Origin of the sequence: Ruegeria spongiae (genome assembly GCF_023502395.1) — a bacterium.
In the GTDB taxonomy this organism is placed as follows: domain Bacteria; phylum Pseudomonadota; class Alphaproteobacteria; order Rhodobacterales; family Rhodobacteraceae; genus Ruegeria_C; species Ruegeria_C spongiae.
Genome location: NZ_JAMFMB010000012.1, coordinates 19,345 through 36,506 on the forward strand (window position 1 = coordinate 19,345; position 17,162 = coordinate 36,506).

General features: G+C 62.8%; 14 protein-coding genes, 1 tRNA gene and 1 pseudogene. 8 read left to right on the forward strand and 8 right to left on the reverse strand.

Annotation, left to right across the window (positions count from 1 at the left end):
* Window positions 1-5: 5 nt before the first annotated feature.
* The 3 genes and pseudogenes from M3P21_RS10905 to putA form a co-directional block, all read right to left on the reverse strand.
* Window positions 6-371 (reverse strand): annotated as a pseudogene (locus M3P21_RS10905) (GFA family protein).
* Window positions 368-1,111, reverse strand: coding sequence for a rhomboid family intramembrane serine protease (locus tag M3P21_RS10910; RefSeq protein ID WP_249710004.1), 744 nt, complete (start codon window positions 1,109-1,111; stop codon window positions 368-370). Before M3P21_RS10910 ends, M3P21_RS10905 begins: the two are co-directional and overlap by 4 nt.
* Window positions 1,112-1,152: 41 nt before the next feature.
* Window positions 1,153-4,551: a bifunctional proline dehydrogenase/L-glutamate gamma-semialdehyde dehydrogenase PutA gene (gene putA / locus M3P21_RS10915; protein WP_249710005.1), complete on the reverse strand. Its 3,399-nt coding sequence runs from the start codon at window positions 4,549-4,551 to the stop codon at window positions 1,153-1,155.
* Window positions 4,552-4,660: 109 nt separating this feature from the next.
* Here putA and M3P21_RS10920 point away from each other — a divergent pair, with 109 nt between their 5' ends.
* From M3P21_RS10920 to M3P21_RS10940, 5 genes are all read left to right on the forward strand, one after another.
* Window positions 4,661-5,131 (forward strand): Lrp/AsnC family transcriptional regulator, encoded by a 471-nt coding sequence (locus tag M3P21_RS10920; protein WP_249710006.1) that lies wholly within the window; start codon window positions 4,661-4,663, stop codon window positions 5,129-5,131.
* Window positions 5,132-5,173: 42 nt separating this feature from the next.
* Complete coding sequence (locus M3P21_RS10925; RefSeq protein WP_249710007.1) at window positions 5,174-5,740, forward strand: tetratricopeptide repeat protein; 567 nt, start codon at window positions 5,174-5,176, stop codon at window positions 5,738-5,740.
* Window positions 5,741-5,799: 59 nt separating this feature from the next.
* A tRNA-Leu gene (locus M3P21_RS10930) sits at window positions 5,800-5,885 on the forward strand.
* A 246-nt stretch (window positions 5,886-6,131) separates the two neighbouring features.
* Window positions 6,132-7,220 (forward strand): ribosome small subunit-dependent GTPase A, encoded by a 1,089-nt coding sequence (gene rsgA / locus M3P21_RS10935; RefSeq protein ID WP_249710114.1) that lies wholly within the window; start codon window positions 6,132-6,134, stop codon window positions 7,218-7,220.
* A gap of 146 nt (window positions 7,221-7,366) precedes the next feature.
* On the forward strand, window positions 7,367-7,558 hold the full coding sequence (locus tag M3P21_RS10940) for a hypothetical protein (protein WP_249710008.1): 192 nt from the start codon (window positions 7,367-7,369) through the stop codon (window positions 7,556-7,558).
* Here M3P21_RS10940 and M3P21_RS10945 read toward each other — a convergent pair whose 3' ends face one another.
* Window positions 7,559-8,317: an alpha/beta fold hydrolase gene (locus M3P21_RS10945; RefSeq protein WP_249710009.1), complete on the reverse strand. Its 759-nt coding sequence runs from the start codon at window positions 8,315-8,317 to the stop codon at window positions 7,559-7,561.
* A 92-nt stretch (window positions 8,318-8,409) separates the two neighbouring features.
* Between M3P21_RS10945 and M3P21_RS10950 the strand changes: the two genes are divergently transcribed.
* On the forward strand, window positions 8,410-8,784 hold the full coding sequence (locus M3P21_RS10950) for a hypothetical protein (protein WP_249710010.1): 375 nt from the start codon (window positions 8,410-8,412) through the stop codon (window positions 8,782-8,784).
* Window positions 8,785-8,864: 80 nt separating this feature from the next.
* Here the strand turns inward: M3P21_RS10950 and glyA are convergent, their stop codons facing one another.
* A complete protein-coding gene (gene glyA, locus M3P21_RS10955) occupies window positions 8,865-10,160 on the reverse strand; it encodes a serine hydroxymethyltransferase (RefSeq protein ID WP_249710011.1) in 1,296 nt (431 codons plus the stop codon).
* Window positions 10,161-10,329: 169 nt separating this feature from the next.
* Here glyA and M3P21_RS10960 point away from each other — a divergent pair, with 169 nt between their 5' ends.
* Window positions 10,330-11,091: an NAD kinase gene (locus M3P21_RS10960; RefSeq protein ID WP_249710012.1), complete on the forward strand. Its 762-nt coding sequence runs from the start codon at window positions 10,330-10,332 to the stop codon at window positions 11,089-11,091.
* Between the two features lie 353 nt (window positions 11,092-11,444).
* On the opposite strand, the gene M3P21_RS10965 is transcribed toward M3P21_RS10960, so the two are convergent.
* Entirely contained in the window at window positions 11,445-12,899 is a 1,455-nt protein-coding gene (locus M3P21_RS10965; RefSeq protein WP_249710013.1) for an amidase family protein, read from the reverse strand.
* A gap of 221 nt (window positions 12,900-13,120) precedes the next feature.
* On the opposite strand from M3P21_RS10965, the gene M3P21_RS10970 reads away from it, so the two are divergent.
* Entirely contained in the window at window positions 13,121-14,602 is a 1,482-nt protein-coding gene (locus tag M3P21_RS10970; protein ID WP_249710015.1) for a peroxidase family protein, read from the forward strand.
* Window positions 14,603-14,637: 35 nt separating this feature from the next.
* On the opposite strand, the gene prpE is transcribed toward M3P21_RS10970, so the two are convergent.
* Both prpE and M3P21_RS10980 read right to left on the reverse strand, forming a co-directional pair.
* A complete protein-coding gene (prpE, locus tag M3P21_RS10975) occupies window positions 14,638-16,527 on the reverse strand; it encodes a propionate-CoA ligase PrpE (protein WP_249710016.1) in 1,890 nt (629 codons plus the stop codon).
* 234 nt (window positions 16,528-16,761) lie between these two features.
* The gene (locus M3P21_RS10980; protein ID WP_249710017.1) at window positions 16,762-17,151 is read right to left on the reverse strand and encodes a GFA family protein; all 390 of its coding nucleotides are present in this window, start codon (window positions 17,149-17,151) and stop codon (window positions 16,762-16,764) included.
* Between the last annotated feature and the right edge of the window lie 11 nt (window positions 17,152-17,162).

Sequence of the window (17,162 nt, forward strand, 5' to 3'; positions counted from 1 at the left end):
GCCGCTTAGCGGTCTGACGGATGGTTCACGCCATCCGTCCAGGGGATATCTCCGTATGTGCGAGGATTGCCGCCGTCTATACAGCCCAGATTGACGCCGCATTCGCGCGGGTCCGCGCGGCGGCGATGATGGGTGTAGATGCCGCAGGTCTTGCAGAAGTAATGCTAGGCGGTCTGCGTGCCCCAGGAATAGAGCGTCAGATTGTCTTCGCCTTTCAGTACCTTGAGAGACGCGGCTAATGCTGTGACCGCCGCCGCGCCCCGGCGCAGGCAAAAGGAACAGTCACACCGCGCGGCAGAGGCAAGGCCTTGGGGGAAATCGGCCTCAATCTCAATGGCGCCACAATGGCAGCTGGCTTTCAGAACACTCATTTGCGGGGTACTTTCGGGATGCGGCTGGGGCTGAAGGTGTATTCGTGCTCGGGATGCGGTGGGTGACCGTGGGTTTTGCGCCAAAAGGCTGGCCCGCCCAGTTTCAGCCAGAGCGGGACGCTCAGCACCAGCCCGGCTGCAAACCCGCCGGTATGGGCCCAATAGGCGACACCACCTTCATCTGGGTCCGCGCCGAGCCCGCCAATGAATTGCATCCCCAGCCAGACGCCCAGCATGATGTAGGCAGGGATGGTGAAGACGCGGAAATAGATGATCAGGATCAACAGGATATCGACGCGGGCTTTGGGAAACAGCAGCAGATAGCCGCCCATCACGCCCGCAATGGCACCGGAAGCGCCCACCATGGGCACGATTGATCCGGGTGCGCCCAGCACATGCAGAAACGCCGCGCCAATGCCGCTGGCCAGATAGAAGATCAGGAAGCCCAGATGCCCCATCTCGTCTTCCATATTGTCGCCGAAAATCCACAGGAACAGCAGGTTGCCCGCCAGATGCAGCCAACCGCCATGCATGAACATCGAGGTCACATAGGTATAAAGCGCGACACCATCCGAGGCGCGGGCCGGGATCAGAGCATAGTCGAAGAAAATGCGGTTGATCCGGCGCGGGTCGTCCATGACGCCGACATAGCTGAGGAAGAACAGCAGATTGGCCGCCATCAGGGCGTAAACGACATAAGGCGTGCGCCCCGACGGGTTGTGGTCGCGAATGGGTAACATGACGGGACGCTGAGCCGAATTCAGCCCAGCGTCAAGACAGGTTATCCGGCGCCGCCCAACAGCGCTGCGTTGCCGCCTGCAGCCGTGGTGTCGACGCAGACATGACGCTCGCCCAGCACCCGCGCGCGGTCGGGCAGGCCGGGGATCAGCGGCAGGATCGGACCCTGACGCCGGGCCAGATACCGCTCGATTGCGCGCGCGGTTTCCGCGTCACCCCACCAGAGCACGCCCGCGATGCCGCCCAGCGTTTCAAGCTGTTCGGGGGCGAGTGAGCCGGTGGCGCGGATCGCCATGCCGCCCAGATCCTTCACGGCTTTTGCCTGCGCCTCAACAGCGGATGCGCCGGGGCCGAGGCAGAGGAGCGGCGCGCGCGGGAATTCGCTGAGCCGGTTCGATTCACCGGTGGGGCCGGGCAGGGTTGTTGTGGTCACCCCGGCCAGTGGTCCGCTCGGCGTGGGCAATTCGGTCATGGGGTGGTCCCAGGTTTCCTCCGACGTCTGGCGGTCGGGGGCCAGAAAGCGAGCCATGTAGTTCGGCCCGCCCGCTTTTGGCCCGGTGCCGGACAGCCCCTCACCGCCGAAGGGTTGCGAGCCGACGATGGCACCGATCTGGTTGCGGTTCACATAGATGTTGCCCGCATGCACAGCCTCAGTGATGTGCTGCACGCGGTCGTCGATCCTTGTGTGCAGCCCAAAGGTCAGCCCGTAGCCGGTGGCATTGATCGCTGCGATCACCTGATCGAGTTCCGAAGATTTGAACCGCGCCACATGCAGGACCGGGCCGAAAATCTCGCGCTCCAGCGCGGCAATGCCGCTGACCTCGATCAGCGTGGGGGGGATGAAGATGCCCTCAGGCGGCGCGGGCAGTTCCTTCAGCACCCGGCCTTCGGCGCGCGCCTTGGCGATATGATCGGCTATGACCTGACAGGCCTCGTCGTCGATCACCGGGCCGCAATCGGTTTCGATCCGCCACGGGTCGCCCAGGCACAACGCATCCATCGCGCCTTGCAGCATGGTCAGAACATCCTCGGCAATGTCTGCCTGCAGGTAGAGGCAGCGCAGCGCCGAGCAGCGCTGGCCTGCGGATTGGAAGGCGCTTTCGACGATCGCCTGTACGGCCTGTTCGGGCAGGGCGGTGGAATCGACGATCATTGCGTTCAGACCGCCGGTTTCCGCGATCAGAGGGCTGCCCGGGGCCATATTCTCGGCCATCGCCGCGCGGATTTTCAGCGCCGTGTTTGTCGAGCCGGTGAACGCCACGCCATGCACACGCGCGTCCGAGGTGAGCGCCGCGCCCACTTCCGGTCCGCCGGGCAGCATTTGCAGCGTGGCGCGGGGAACGCCCGCTTCATGCATGAGTTGCACGGCGCGATGGGCGATCAGCGGGGTTTGGCCGGCGGGTTTGGCCAGCACTGCGTTGCCAGTGGCCAGAGCGGCTGAAATCTGACCGGTGAATATCGCCAAGGGGAAGTTCCAAGGCGAAATGCAGGTGAAGGTGCCTGCCGGGTCTCCTGCGGGGATGTTGGCGGCGTAGTAGCGCAGAAAATCCACCGCCTCGCGCAGTTCGGCCACCGCATCTTTCAGCGATTTGCCAGCTTCGCGGGCAACCAGTGCAAACAGTTCGCCGTAATTGGCCTCATAGAGGTCGGCGGCGCGATTCAGGATTTTCTTGCGCTCTTCGGGCACGGCATCCCATGGCTTGGCCGAGGTCAGCGCCAGTTCCACATCCGCAGCGCTGGCAGGCGCGACTGTTCCGGGAGCGTCCTGCGGCAGGGCTGGGTTGATCACCGGTTCAGCGGTCTTTGGCCGGGCATCTGCTGCCAGCAATGGCGCGGCGGACCATTGTTGGAGCTTGAAGGGGGTGCGGGCGGCCTCGATCGTCTCAAGCGTGGGCGTATGGGCCAGATCGAAGCCTTTGGAGTTGGGGCGTTCGGGGGCGAACAAGTCCGGCCCGGTCGGGATCACCTGCGCCTCCGCCTCGATCAGGTCGAACGGATTGGCGGCGACCTCTTCGGGGGGCACATCCTCATCCACGATCTGGTTCACGAAGGAGGAGTTGGCGCCGTTCTCCAGCAGCCGACGAACCAGATAGGCCAGCAGATCGCGATGCGCGCCGACGGGCGCGTAGATTCGGCACTTGGTCTGGGCCTGTTCCATCACCAACCCGTGCAGGGTCTCGCCCATGCCGTGCAGGCGCTGGAACTCATAGGGTTGCCCCTTTGCCATATGCAGGATCGCGCTGACCGTATGGGCGTTATGGGTGGCGAATTGCGGATAGATGCGGTCGGTCATGCCCAGCAACTTGCGGGCATTGGCGATATACGAGATGTCGGTGGCGGCCTTGTTGGTGAAAACGGGGAAGCCATCGACGCCCTCGACCTGGGCGCGCTTGATCTCGGTATCCCAATAGGCGCCCTTGACCAGCCGCACCATGATCTTGCGGTCATGGCGTTCGGCCATCTCATAGAGCGTGTCGAGCACCAGACCGGCGCGGGGGCCATAAGCCTGCACCACGATGCCGAAACCGTCCCATCCGGCCAGCGCCGGTTCACCCATCACCGCGTCGATCACCTGCAACGACAGCGACAGGCGGTCGGCTTCCTCGGCATCCACGTTCAGCCCCATGCCCGCCGCCTTGGCCAGCAGAGCCAGCGCGCGCAGGCGCGGCACAAGCTCATCCATCACGCGGGCCTCTTGCGCGACCTCATAGCGCGGATGCAGGGCCGAGAGCTTGACCGAGATGCCTGGATTGGCGCGGATATCGTCATGGGTGCAGGCCTCGGCGATGGCGGTGATCGCGCGGGAATAAGACAGGTGATAGCGGGCGGCGTCACCTTCGGTGCGCGCGGCCTCGCCCAGCATATCGTAGGAATAGGTGTAACCCTTGTCCTCCATGCCGCGGGCGCGGTCCATCGCCGAGTGAATGCTTTCGCCCAGCACGAACTGACGGCCCATCTCTTTCATCGCGTGACCAACGGCAGTGCGGATCACCGGCTCACCCAGCCGTTTGATCACGCCGCGCAGCACGCCGACCGGCGATTTGGCCTCGTCCAGCACCTTGCCGGTCAGCATCAGCGCCCAGGTCGAGGCATTGACCAGCGAGGACGAGGATTGCCCCAGATGCTTGCCCCAGTCTGACGGCGCGATCTTGTCCTCGATCAGCGCGTCGATGGTTTCGGCGTCGGGAACCCGCAGCAGCGCCTCGGCCAGACACATCAGCGCCACACCTTCATCGGTCGACAGACCGTATTCGGCCAGAAACACTTCCAACATGCCGGGCGCGGTGGTGGAACGAATGTCGCTGACCAGTGCGGCTGCGGCGGCACAAATGGCGCCGCGATCGGTGGCGCTCAGGTCGGCGGTCGCGGTCAGGTCGGCCAATACGGCGGCCTGATCGGCATAGGTGTACTGGTCGATTGTGCGGCGCAGGTCGTGTGTCATGGTCCCTCCGGTCTCTATGGGTAGTATACTCGCAGAAATGCGGGTCAATCGCCTGAAATTTTGGTAAGCGTGGCCTATCGGGCTGAATATGGAGGCAAATGAAGTGCAGATGGACTTTCCCGACCTGGACCGCTTCGATCAGGCGATTCTGAAGATATTGTCCGGCGACGGGCGCATTTCGGTCGCTGATCTGGCGCGTCGCATCGGCTTGTCGAAATCCCCAACACAGGCGCGGCTGCGCAGGTTGGAAAAAGAAGGCTTCATCGCCGGTTACCGGGCGCTGATCGATCCGATCCGACTGGGGCTGGATCACGTGGCTTTTGTTGAGGTACGCCTGAAGGACACCCGCGAAAAGGCACTCGCCGAGTTCAACGCCGCCGTGCGCCAGCTGGGCGAGATCGAACAGGCGCATATGATCGCGTCGAATTTTGACTATCTGCTCAAGATCCGGACCCAGTCGATGAGCCAGTACCGCGCTGTTCTGGCCGAGAAAATCTCGACCCTGCCGCATGTGGCCAGCACCTCGACCTTTGTGGCGATGGAGGCGGTGAAAGAGACCGGGTTGCAGGGGCCGCTGTGACGCGGGGCTTGACGCAGGGCCAATCCGCGCCAAGCTTGGAACATGCGACACCTTGCCGCCTGCCTGCTTTGCACCCTGACCGTGACCAGCATTGCCACGGCCGAGACCTGCCCGATGGCGCCCGATCATTCCGCCCGTCTGGACGCGTTGATCCTTGAGGTTCAGCGCGCGCCCACCGAGGCGGAGGCGCGGCTGATCTCGAATCAGATGTGGGAATTCTGGTCTGATGCACCCAACGAACAGTCGCAGGCGATCCTGGATCGCGGCATGACAAGACGCTCTGCCTGGGACCTGCGCGGCGCGCTCGAGGATTTCAATCGGCTGGTTGTCTATTGCCCGGACTATGCCGAAGGCTACAACCAGCGCGCCTTCGTCAATTTCCTGCGCCACGATTTCGCCGAAGCGCTGGTTGATCTGGACCGGGCGCTGGCCCTGTCGCCGCGCCATGTGGCGGCGATGAGCGGCAAGGCCCTGTCGCTGATGGCGCTGGGCCGGACCGACGAGGCCAGTCTGGTGCTGGATCAGGCGCTGAAACTCAACCCGTGGCTGCCCGAGCGTAACCTGGCCGCCCCCGGTGGCCCGCTGGAGCGCAAGGGGCAGGACATCTGAACCGCACCCGCTTTAACACGTTGAGATTGCCGCTATTCCGGTTTACAGCAGCAGAAGTTGCGGGCGTGGTGGAATGGTAGACACAGGAGACTTAAAATCTCCAGGCAGCGATGCCGTGCCGGTTCGAATCCGGCCGCCCGTACCAGAATTCCGGGAGAGTACATAGAACAGACGGGCTTGCATGGCAGGCACAGCTGACCTATCTCGAAGGTCTGGAATGGAGATTTTATGTCCCGGTGAAGAGGGGAGGCGTCAGGCCTCCCGCTGCAAGACCAACAGCACAAGCGCCTGCTGAACCCGGTTCGGCTGGGCCGTTGGATTGTGATCTCAGACATCAATGAGCCTTTACACCCGAGCATGGCTTGGGACCCGGACATGAAAGTTGACCCAAATGACACGGGACTATTCCGCATTTCTTCCGCCGCACAAGCATGGGCATTTGCCAGACCGGCCCGCCGCTTTCCTCGAAACCTATGGCTGGCAGGCGTTTTTTGCCCAGCAGATCAGCATCGAGGCCCTTGTTGACACGCCGCCCGTGCGCGTCGTCGAGGTGCACCGCAACGCGCTACATGTGCTGGGGGATGGCATTGATCGGACGATCCCGCCTATCCCTGACGTGACCGTCGGCGACTGGCTGCTGATGGACAAGGCGCAGCCACAGGCAAGTCGGGCCTTGCGGCGCAAGACCGTGATGAAGCGCCGGGCGCCGGGCACAGACCGGCAGGAACAGCTGATCGCGGCCAATATCGATACCTGTTTTGTGGTGACCTCCTGCAACCAGGATTTCAGTGTTGCCCGGCTGGAGCGCTATGTCGCGCTGGCCTTTGAGGCAGGGATCGCGCCGGTGATCGTGCTGACGAAATCCGATCAGGTGACGGATGCGCAGGCCTATGTCGATCCGGCTCGCGAGATCTCGGACCGGGTGCCGGTGATTGCATTGGACGCACGCGGGGACGAGCCGCGCCGGGCGCTGGTCGGCTGGTGCAAGCCGGGGCAGACCGTGGCGTTTCTGGGATCGTCCGGTGTCGGCAAGTCGACGCTGACCAATGCGCTGGCGGGCACCGAGTGGGTGGCAACGCAGGCCATCCGCGAGGATGACGCAAAGGGCCGCCACACCACCACGCGGCGACAATTGCATCTGGTGCCGGGCGGCTGTCTGGTGCTGGACACGCCGGGCATGCGCGAGTTGCAACTGGCTGGCGCGGCTTCGGGCATAGACGATCTGTTCGCGGATATTTCTGACCTGTCGCAGGCGTGCCGGTTCAACGACTGCGCGCATGTCACCGAGCCGGGTTGTGCGGTGCTGTCTGCAGTGGAGACCGGCGCACTGGATGCCGCGCGTCTGCGCCGCTGGCGCAAGCTGGTGGCAGAAGATGCGTTCAACGCGGCCAGCCTCGCCGAACGGCGGAACCGGGACAAGAGTTTTGGCAAGATGGTCCGTCAGGTCATGAAAGAGAAATCCGGTCGCACCCGGCGCTAAACTCGATGCGGGCGCAGTTCGGTTTTGCCACCGGTCTGCGTCTGCTTTTTTTGGCCAGGGCCATGCTGTGATCTGATCCGGATCAAAGTGGCGCAATCTGCCGTGGGATAAAGTCTGCCGAAACCATCTATTCGGAGAGTTTAGCCATGCTGCGACTGGCCTTTGCCCTGTTCACCCTCGTCTCAAGCGCCTTGGCAGGCACTGGGGTTATCATCGTGCTATCCATGGGTGCGGTCAGCCTGTCCGCCATCCTCGGCGCTGCAGCGGTTGGTTTCGTGCTGGCGATCCCTGCGACCTGGCTGATTGCCAAGCGGATTTACACCGCTACGAGCGGCTGATCAGGCGTCAAGATAGGCGCGCAGATTGGCCTCGAATTCGCGCGGCTTGTCGGCGTGCAGCCAATGGCCCGCACCGGGGATCTTGGCGAATCGCGCTTGCGGAAACAGGGCGCGAATCTGTGCCCGGTGCTCGGGCAGCACATAATCCGATGCCGCGCCCGTCAGGAACAGCGTCGGGCCGTCCCACCGGGCGGTGGTCTCGGGAAAGCCCATGATTCTGGGCATCTCGGCCTCCAGCGCGTCAAGATTGTAGCGCCAGCGCTTGCCCGCAACGTCGAGGGACTGGGTAAAAAAGCTCTGCAGCGCCGGTTCCACGCCCAGCTCACCCAACTGCGCGGAGGCCTCGGATTTGCGGGTGACTATGCCCAGATCAACCGCGCGCATCTTCTCGACGAAGGGCAGTTGCGAATGGCTGTAGGCCACCGGTGCAATATCGGCGATGACCAGCCGACGGACCAGATCGGGATGGCTCAGCGCCAGCATCATCGCGGCCTTGCCGCCCATGGAATGGCCCAGAACGTCGAAGGGGGCGCCGAAATACGTGATCACCTCGGCCAGGTCATCGGCCAGATCCGGATACCCATGTGTGTCATGCCATGGGCTGTCGCCGTGGTTTCGCATATCCACCGCGACCACCTGCCGCGTATCCGACAGCCGTTTGGCGATCACGCCCCAGTTTCGCGCCGACCCGTACAGGCCATGAGCAATCAACACAGGGGTCCGGTCGGTGGGGGTGCCATGCAGGATCATGTTCAACATGGCTCTTTGATAGCCATGGCGGATCGCCGCCGCCAGCCCCCATTGTCGCCACGCACGCCCCGGTGTAGTTTGCGCGTCGGAGCGAGGGTGAGATGGCCGATCAGAACAGTGTTGAACAGCAGATTGCCCAGACGATCGCGTTGCTGCGTGCCAAGCTCGGTGTGCGCGGCAAAACCCTGGCGGCGGCCCTGGGCAAGGCACGGCACCGCTTGCCGCGGCGGATCTACAAACAGGCCTTGCTGCTGGCACTGGTCGAGGACCGCGCCACGCATCCGAAACTGCGCCTGACGCTTGATAGCCCGGCATTGGCCGGGGCGGCGGAAAAAGTGAGGACCCATCTAGATGCGATCAGCCTGACCGAGCGCCGCAAGGGCTGGCTGCTGGGCATGCTGGGTGGGCTGGTGTTCAACCTGCTGTTGTTTGCGGTGCTGCTGCTATTGCTGCTGCTGTGGCGCGGGTTTGTCTGAGCGCGAAGATTCTGGCGGTCGGTCAGGAAAAAAGGCGACGCAGGGCGCGCCGCCTTTTGGTGTCTCAAGCCCGGTCCGGATCAGAGGTTCGGGTAGAGCGGGAAGCGGGCGCAGAGCTGGGCGACCTCACCCTTGACCTTTTCCTCGACCGCGCTGTTGCCGTCTTCACCATTGGCGGCCAGCCCGTCGACCACTTCGATGATCCAGTCGGCGATCTGGCGGAATTCAGGCTCGCCGAAACCGCGGGTGGTACCGGCGGGTGAACCCAGACGGATGCCGCTGGTGATGGTCGGTTTTTCCGGATCGAACGGCACACCGTTCTTGTTGCAGGTGATATGTGCCCGGCCCAGGGCCTTTTCGGTGGCATTGCCCTTGACGCCCTTGGGCCGCAGGTCAACCAGCACTACATGGGTGTCGGTGCCATGGGTCACCGTATCCAGCCCGCCCTTGATCAGTTGATCGCTGAGCGCCTGCGCATTGGTCACGACCTGCTTGATATAGTCCTTGAATTCGGGGCGCAGCGCCTCGCCGAAGGCCACCGCCTTGCCGGCGATCACATGCATCAGCGGGCCGCCCTGAATGCCCGGAAAGATTGCCGAATTCACTTTCTTGGCGATCGCCTCGTCATTGGTCAGGATCATGCCGCCACGTGGGCCGCGCAGGGTCTTGTGGGTTGTGGTCGTCGCCACATGCGCATGCGGGAACGGCGAGGGATGCTCACCGGCCGCAACCAGACCGGCGAAATGCGCCATGTCCACGTGCAGATAGGCGCCGACCATATCGGCGATCTGACGCATGCGGGCAAAGTCGATCTGGCGCGGGATGGCCGAACCACCGGCGATGATCAGCTTGGGGGAATGTTCCTTGGCCAGCGCCTCGACCTGATCGTAGTCCAGCATGTTGTCCTGCTGGCGCACGCCATATTGCACCGCGTTGAACCACTTGCCCGATTGGTTCGGGCGCGCACCATGGGTCAGGTGACCGCCCGCATCCAGGCTCATGCCCAAAATGGTGTCGCCGGGCTGGATCAGAGCCTGGAACACGCCCTGGTTGGCCTGGCTGCCCGAATTGGGCTGCACGTTGGCGAAGTCACAGCCGAACAGCTGTTTGGCGCGGTCGATGGCCAGGTTCTCGGCGATATCGACGAACTGGCAGCCACCATAATAGCGACGCCCCGGGTAACCCTCGGCGTATTTGTTGGTCATCACCGAGCCCTGCGCCTCCATCACGGCGGCGCTGACAATATTCTCGGAGGCGATCAGTTCGATCTCATCGCGCTGGCGGCCCAGCTCGGATGTGATCGAGCCGAAAACCTCGGGATCGCGGTCGGACAAGGATTGGGTGAAAAAACCGGTGTCACGTAGGCTGGCGTTCATGGTCGCTCCGACTGGTTGGGGTGTGATCTGGCGGATTTCCTATCGGAAACCGCCTGTGCGAGAAAGGCCGTAAAGCGACTAATCGACCCTTGGGGGCGTCAAGTCTGGCCTAATGCGGAAAGGTATGTTTGTTTCGGAACCATATGCGCAGCACCGGAAACCCAGTGACATGACCAAGAGAATCGCCTTTCTGGCGAGCGAGGCGCCCGTGGCGCAAACCGCGCGCGCCGCCTTGATTGGCCGCTATGGCGATGTGGCACCGCAGGAGGCCGAGTTTGTCGTGGCGCTGGGCGGTGATGGGTTCATGTTGCGCACGCTGCACAGCACGCAGCATCTGAACACGCCGGTGTATGGCATGAACCGCGGCACCATCGGCTTTCTGATGAATGAATATGGCGAAAGCGATCTGCTGGAGCGGTTGGCCGAAGCCGAGGAAGAGATCATCAACCCGCTGTCGATGCGGGCGATGGATCAGTTCGGCAGCACCCATGAAGCGCTGGCGATCAACGAGGTGTCGCTGCTTCGGGCCGGGCCGCAGGCGGCACGGTTGAAGATCACCATCGATGGCCGGGTGCGGCTGGCGGAACTGGTTTGCGACGGCGCGCTGGTGGCGACACCCGCCGGATCGACCGCCTATAATTACTCGGCGCATGGGCCGATCCTGCCCATTGGTGCGGATGTGCTGGCCCTGACGGCAATTGCCGCGTTCCGGCCACGGCGCTGGCGCGGGGCGCTGCTGCCCAAGACCGCGATGGTCCGGTTTGACGTGCAGGACCCGGAAAAGCGCCCGGTCATGGCGGATGCGGACTCGATTTCGATCACTGATATCGACTGGGTCGAGATCCGCTCCGACCCTTCGGTCTCGCACCGGATTCTGTTCGATCCCGGACACGGGCTGGAAGAGCGGCTGATCTCGGAACAGTTCACCTGAAACGGTCCCGGCTCTGAAAATTTTCAACTATTTGGAAGCTCTGTGAAGCAGGTCACAGCCGGGTCGGCAAGAATCAGCTAGTTTTGATCTTGCCGACGACATGGTCCCGACAAATTGAGTGAGTGGCAATTCGGGGACGCGTTCGCTAACGAGTATGCAGTGTTTTGCATGAGTGGGCGCAGGGAAAGCCGGGGGGTAGCACCTGTGTTCGACAGAAGTCGGCGGTTAGAAGTGAAGTGGTCCCGGATGAAGTTTGAGTGGTTTCATCCGGGGCCCGCCACAAAGCCGTAAATACCATTGGCGAGTCCGGGGGGACGCCATACGGCACGTATTAGAGCTGGGGGGCTTTGATATTAAAGTTGGGGGCTAAGACCGGGTCGGGCCATGCGTTGCCAGAGATGGCAGCACATGCGCCCGACCCGCTTTTCTATGGACAGCGCGGCATCTACCGCCAGATCCTCGCGCCAGCGCGGGGCAACGATCTGGACGTTGATCGGCTGATCTCCGGCAGGAAGACGCGCCAGACGCGCCGGCACGCTGGCCGCCGGAAGCCCCATGAAATTCATCGAATAGGACCAGACCGCGCTGCCCAGAACCTCATGCACGCCCTCGGCGCCTTCGGTGTCGCGGTCGGGGCGAAAGAACGGCTGCGGCAGGAACGGGGTCAGGGCCAGCGGATAGCGTTGCTGGAACATCGTCCATTCGCGGGTGAAGAAGCTGCGCTTGGCCATCATCTCAAGCAGGCCCTGGCCGAGATAGGGCGGAAACTCCTGAAAATAGGTGGCGAAGATGTCGCGGATTTGTTGCGAGCCAATATGGTCCACATCCGCCTTCATCATCGAATAGACTTCGCCCATCAGCGCGCGATAGCCCGCGCGGCCCGAGGCGAAGACATCCGGGGTCTCGACCTCTTCGACCTGGTATCCGGCATCTGTCAGCGCGTCGCGCGCGCTCAGCAGCGCGGCGTCGACCTCGGGGTGCAGATCATAGCCATAGGTCTCGCGGGTGAAAGCCACGCGGAGCGGCTTCTCAAGCGGGTCGAGCCGCCAGGGCATCGGCACATGGAACGGGTCGCGCGGGTCGGCGGCGATCAGCGAGGGCATCGACAGATGCAGGTCCTGCGCCGTGCGGGCGAACACCCCCTGCACCGACATGGATTGCGCCAGCATGCCACGTTCAGCGCTTTGGCTGGGGTTCCAGGCGGGCACCCGGCCGATCCCCGGCTTGACCGTCACCGCGCCGTTGGCGGCGGCCGGAAAGCGCAGCGAGCCACCGATATCATTGCCATGGGCCAATGCGCCGATCCCCGCCATCACCGCAGCCCCCGCACCCCCCGAGGAGCCGCCTGCCGAGACATGGTCGCCCCAGGGGTTATGGGTGCGCCCGAACAACGGGTTGTCGGTATCGGCGCGGAACGAAAATTCGGGTGTATTGGTGCGCCCGATGATCACCGCGCCCGCCCGTTGCAGGTTGCGCACAACGGGCGCGTCATCCGGTGCGATCAGATCCTTGAGCGCGGGGATGCCGTTCGAGGTCGCATAGCCTTTCTGATCCACGTTGATCTTGACGGTCACCGGCACCCCATGCAGGGGTCCGCAGGGGTCGCCGGCGGCGCGTGCCTTGTCCAGCACGCGCGCATGTGCGCGCGCGTCGTCCGCACAACTGTTGACCACGGCGTTCAGCGCCGGGTTCACACTCTCCATCCGGTCCAGCGCGGCGTCGACCGTGGCCTCGGCGCTCAGATCACCCGAACGGGTCTTTTCGACCGTTTCGCTTGCAGACAGTTGCCAGATTTCTGTGCTGTTCATGCCCGTCCTCCCGCGCCGCAGCCTAGCCGGGCAGGGCGCAAGTTCAAGCGATTCCGGTGTGGGTGCGCGCGCCGGTTTGTTGGGCGGAAACCCGCCGAATTACAAGCGACCTGAATCGGCATGTTGTGGTTGCAAGTGGTTATTTGCACACTCAATGGGCGAATTAATGCGCATAAAAGTACACATTTTAATAATTAGCTTACTTTAAAGAGGATTTGATCATGGCCCATGGCTCAAGACATTTCGACATTCTTGCCCCCCGTTCAAAATTTTACCACGGCCCGTTTGGCCGCATCTGCCCCGATCTTCCGGCCTGGCCGGGCATGGATGACGCCGCGTTGAAACAGGTGGCGAACGATCTGATGGTCGAGGTGCCGGGCAAGACGCCCGGAGAGCTGACCGATCCCGGGACCATCGACGATCTGGAGGATCAGTTCGGTTCGGACATTCCGGCGGGCTACACCTATTTTGGTCAGTTCGTCGATCATGACATCACCTTTGATCCCACGGCCCTGTCGATGCGCCGTACCGATCCCAACGGGCTGCTGAATTTCCGCACGCCGCGGCTGGATCTGGACAATGTCTATGGGCGCGGTCCGGCGGATCAGCCCTATCTCTACGATCCGTCCGACAAGGCCAAGCTGGCCATCGGTGCGGTGTCCAACGATGCCTCGCTGCCGGATCTGCCGCGCCTGAACGGCACCGCCGTGATCGGGGACATGCGCAATGACGAGAACTCGATGGTCAGCCAGTTGCAACTGGCCTTCCTGCTGGCCCATAACAGGCTGGTCGATCGCGCCCGCGCTGTCACCCCGGGGATCAGCACGTCGGACGCCTTCGAGGCGGCGCGCACCACGCTGCGCTGGCTCTACCAGCATATTGTTTGGCATGACTTCCTGCGGCGTATCCTGTTGCCCGGCACCCATTGTTGCGCCCTCAGCCTGGAAGAGGCCTGCGGGGGTCGCAAACACTGGGTCTGCGGGCTGGACGATATCTATAGCTGGAAACATCAGCCCTACATGCCGGTCGAGTTTTCGGTTGCGGCGTATCGTTTTGGCCATTCGATGGTGCGCAATGCCTATCAGACCAACTTCCCGGTGCGCGGCTTTGGCGCATTTGCCCCGATCTTCGACAATTCCGGCGTAGCTGATCCGGACGATCTGAAAGGGTTCCGGCCGATGCTGGCGCGCAATTCGATCCAGTGGGACTGGTTCCTGCCGATGACGACCTCGCGGCCTCCATTCCCGCAGATGGCGCGCAAGATCGACGCCAAAATGAGCAATGCGCTGTCCTTCCTGCATGAGGGGCCGGTGGGTGACAACCTGAACATTCTTGCTTTCCGCAACCTCAAGCGCGGTATGCAGATGGGGCTGCCCTCGGGCAGTGATGTGGCGCGGAAATTCTGCGTCGACCCGATTGCGCTCTGCGAGGGCGAGCCGGATTCGCTGTGGTATTACATTCTGCGCGAAGGGCAGGATGTTGGTGGCAATTCGCTGGGTGCGGTAGGTTCGATCATCGTCGCGGCGGTCTTTGCCGGTCTGCTCAAGGGCGACCCGTGTTCCTGGATCAATGTCGCACCGTGCTGGAGCCCGGATGACGATCCGCTGCTGGAAGAGGGCGACAAGATCGACGATCCGTCCTGGAGCCTTGCGTCTGTCATCCGCCTTGCGGGGTTGAAGCCCGACGGGATCGGATTTGCCTGAAGAAAAAGCGGGGCGCCCGATGGCGCCCCGGTTGCTTATTGCGCGTAGCCGATGCTTCGCAATGCGGTTTCGATCTCGCCCAGAATGGCGGGGTCGTCGATCGTTGCGGGCATCTTGTAGTCCTTGCCATCCGCGATCGACACCATGGTGCCGCGCAGAATTTTGCCCGAACGGGTTTTGGGCAACCGGTCTACCACCACCGCCAGCTTGAAGGCCGCAACAGGGCCGATCTTGTCGCGCACCATCTTGACGACCTCACCGGTGACCTCGGCAGAATCGCGCGCGGCGCCGGAGTTGAGGCACAGGAACCCCACCGGCATCTGGCCCTTGAGCTGGTCCGAAACGCCGATCACCGCGCATTCGGCCACATCCGGATGAGCGGCCAGAACCTCCTCCATCCCGCCGGTGGACAGGCGGTGGCCTGCGACGTTGATCACGTCATCGGTGCGCGCCATGATATACAGATAGCCATCCTCATCCATCATGCCCGCATCGCCGGTCTCGTAATAGCCGGGGAACTGGGTCAGATAGGATGTGCGGAATCGGTCTTCGGCATTCCATAGCCCCGGCAGGGTGCCCGGGGGCAGGGGCAGCTTGATCGCGATGGCGCCAAGCTCGCCGGGTTTCACCGGGTGACCGCCCTCGTCGAGGATATGCACGTCATAGCCCGGCATCGGCTTGGCCGGTGACCCCAGTTTGATCGGCAGTTCCTCGATCCCCAGCGGGTTTCCGGCGATGGTCCAGCCGGTTTCGGTCTGCCACCAATGGTCGATCACCGGCACGTTGAGCGCCCGTTCCGCCCATTCGATCGTATCGGGGTCGGCACGTTCGCCCGCCAGAAAAAGCGCCTTGAGGCAGGACAGGTCATACCCGGCCATCAGATCGCCATTGGGGTCTTCGCGCTTGACGGCGCGGATGGCGGTGGGAGCGGTGAAGAAGCTTTTGACGTTATGTTCGGAAATCACCCGCCAGAAGGTGCCCGCATCGGGCGTTCCGACCGGCTTGCCCTCGAACACGATGGTGGTGTTGCCGTGGATCAGCGGCGCGTAACAGATATAGGAATGGCCCACGACCCAGCCCACATCCGAGGCGGCCCAGAACACATCGCCGGGATCGACGTTGTAGATGTTCTTCATGGTCCAGTTCAGCGCCACCAAGTGACCGGCGGTGGGGCGTACCACACCCTTGGGCGCGCCGGTGGTGCCGGAAGTATAGAGGATATAGGCCGGATCATTGCCGTTCACCGGCACGCATTCGGCCGGTTCGACGCCGTATTGGAACCCGTGCCAGTTATGGTCGCGGCCCTCGATCAGTTGCGCGACTTCCTGTTCGCGCTGGAAGATGACGCAGAACTCGGGCTTGTGCTCGGCCAGATCAATCGCCCCGTCCAGCAGCGGCTTGTAGTGGACCGCGCGGCCCGGTTCCAACCCGCAGGAGGCGGCGATGATCGCCTTTGGTTTGGCGTCGTCGATCCGCACCGCCAGTTCGTTGCTGGCAAAACCGCCGAAGACCACCGAATGCACCGCGCCCAGTCGCGCGCAGGCCAGCATCGCTTCCAGCGCTTCGGGGATCATCGGCATGTAGATGATCACCCGGTCGCCTTTTTTGATGCCCTTCGCCCGCAGCGCCCCCGCAAGCGAGGCCACCCGGTTGCGCAGCTCAATATAAGAGATCTGCCGCTTGCTATGGGTGATCGGGCTGTCATGGATGATGGCGATCTGCTCACCGCGCCCGGCCTCGACATGCCGGTCCACCGCGTTCCAGCAGGTGTTCACCTTGGCATCACAGAACCATTCATAGAGCGGCGCATTGTCGTCAAAAAGCGCTCGTGTCGGCGCCTCGACCCAGTCGATCCCCGTCGCCGCCTCCAGCCAGAACGTTTCGGGGTCATCTTTCCAGCTGTCATACACGTCCTGATAGGCCAAGTCCCTGTCTCCTCCATTCGTCTGGCACCGGTGTTAGAAAGGGCGTGCCGTGCGGGGCAAGACCAATAAGTTCCGTTGCGTCACATTATCGCGAAAATTTGCAATTCTACCCTGAAATGACTTGCTAAACTCTGCAAACCCCAAGTGTTTTCGCAGGTTTTGTTTGCTTTCACGAGCGCTTTGCAAACCCGACACTTGCGCGTTGCAAAGTGCGCCTTTCCTGATTCGCTCGCGTCAGCTTGGGATGCTTGCGTATTTCGGCAGGTGGTCTCCGATCTGCAGCCACGGGATGTGCTCGCTGTGGAACACGTGGATCTGGGGCGCGATATCCTCGGGGTTTTCCAGCGTCGCGACATAGAGATGCACGGTCTCTTGGTCCGCGTCATTGCGATAGGCCATCGGCGTTCCGCAGGTGCCGCAGAACAGCCTCTCGACCCGCTCCGACGAGTGATAGGTTCGCGGCTCGCCACCGGACCAGCGCACGCTGTCATGTGGAACACCGAAGAAGGCTGTGACCGGGGCCGCGCAGTTGCGCCGACAATCCGCGCAATGGCAGTAACAACTCCAGGCGACGGCCCCATCACTTTCCCAGCGCACGTCGCCGCAATGGCAATGTCCCTTCATCTGAACGCACC

Excerpts from the sequence above, each read along its gene's own strand:
- M3P21_RS10910 (WP_249710004.1), bottom strand. The coding sequence starts at position 1,111 with ATGTTACCCATTCGCGACCACAACCCGTCGGGGCGCACGCCTTATGTC.
- putA (WP_249710005.1), bottom strand. The coding sequence starts at position 4,551 with ATGACACACGACCTGCGCCGCACAATCGACCAGTACACCTATGCCGAT.
- M3P21_RS10920 (WP_249710006.1), top strand. The coding sequence starts at position 4,661 with ATGGACTTTCCCGACCTGGACCGCTTCGATCAGGCGATTCTGAAGATA.
- M3P21_RS10925 (WP_249710007.1), top strand. The coding sequence starts at position 5,174 with ATGCGACACCTTGCCGCCTGCCTGCTTTGCACCCTGACCGTGACCAGC.
- rsgA (WP_249710114.1), top strand. The coding sequence starts at position 6,132 with ATGACACGGGACTATTCCGCATTTCTTCCGCCGCACAAGCATGGGCAT.
- M3P21_RS10940 (WP_249710008.1), top strand. The coding sequence starts at position 7,367 with ATGCTGCGACTGGCCTTTGCCCTGTTCACCCTCGTCTCAAGCGCCTTG.
- M3P21_RS10945 (WP_249710009.1), bottom strand. The coding sequence starts at position 8,317 with ATGTTGAACATGATCCTGCATGGCACCCCCACCGACCGGACCCCTGTG.
- M3P21_RS10950 (WP_249710010.1), top strand. The coding sequence starts at position 8,410 with ATGGCCGATCAGAACAGTGTTGAACAGCAGATTGCCCAGACGATCGCG.
- glyA (WP_249710011.1), bottom strand. The coding sequence starts at position 10,160 with ATGAACGCCAGCCTACGTGACACCGGTTTTTTCACCCAATCCTTGTCC.
- M3P21_RS10960 (WP_249710012.1), top strand. The coding sequence starts at position 10,330 with ATGACCAAGAGAATCGCCTTTCTGGCGAGCGAGGCGCCCGTGGCGCAA.
- M3P21_RS10965 (WP_249710013.1), bottom strand. The coding sequence starts at position 12,899 with ATGAACAGCACAGAAATCTGGCAACTGTCTGCAAGCGAAACGGTCGAA.
- M3P21_RS10970 (WP_249710015.1), top strand. The coding sequence starts at position 13,121 with ATGGCCCATGGCTCAAGACATTTCGACATTCTTGCCCCCCGTTCAAAA.
- M3P21_RS10980 (WP_249710017.1), bottom strand. The coding sequence starts at position 17,151 with ATGAAGGGACATTGCCATTGCGGCGACGTGCGCTGGGAAAGTGATGGG.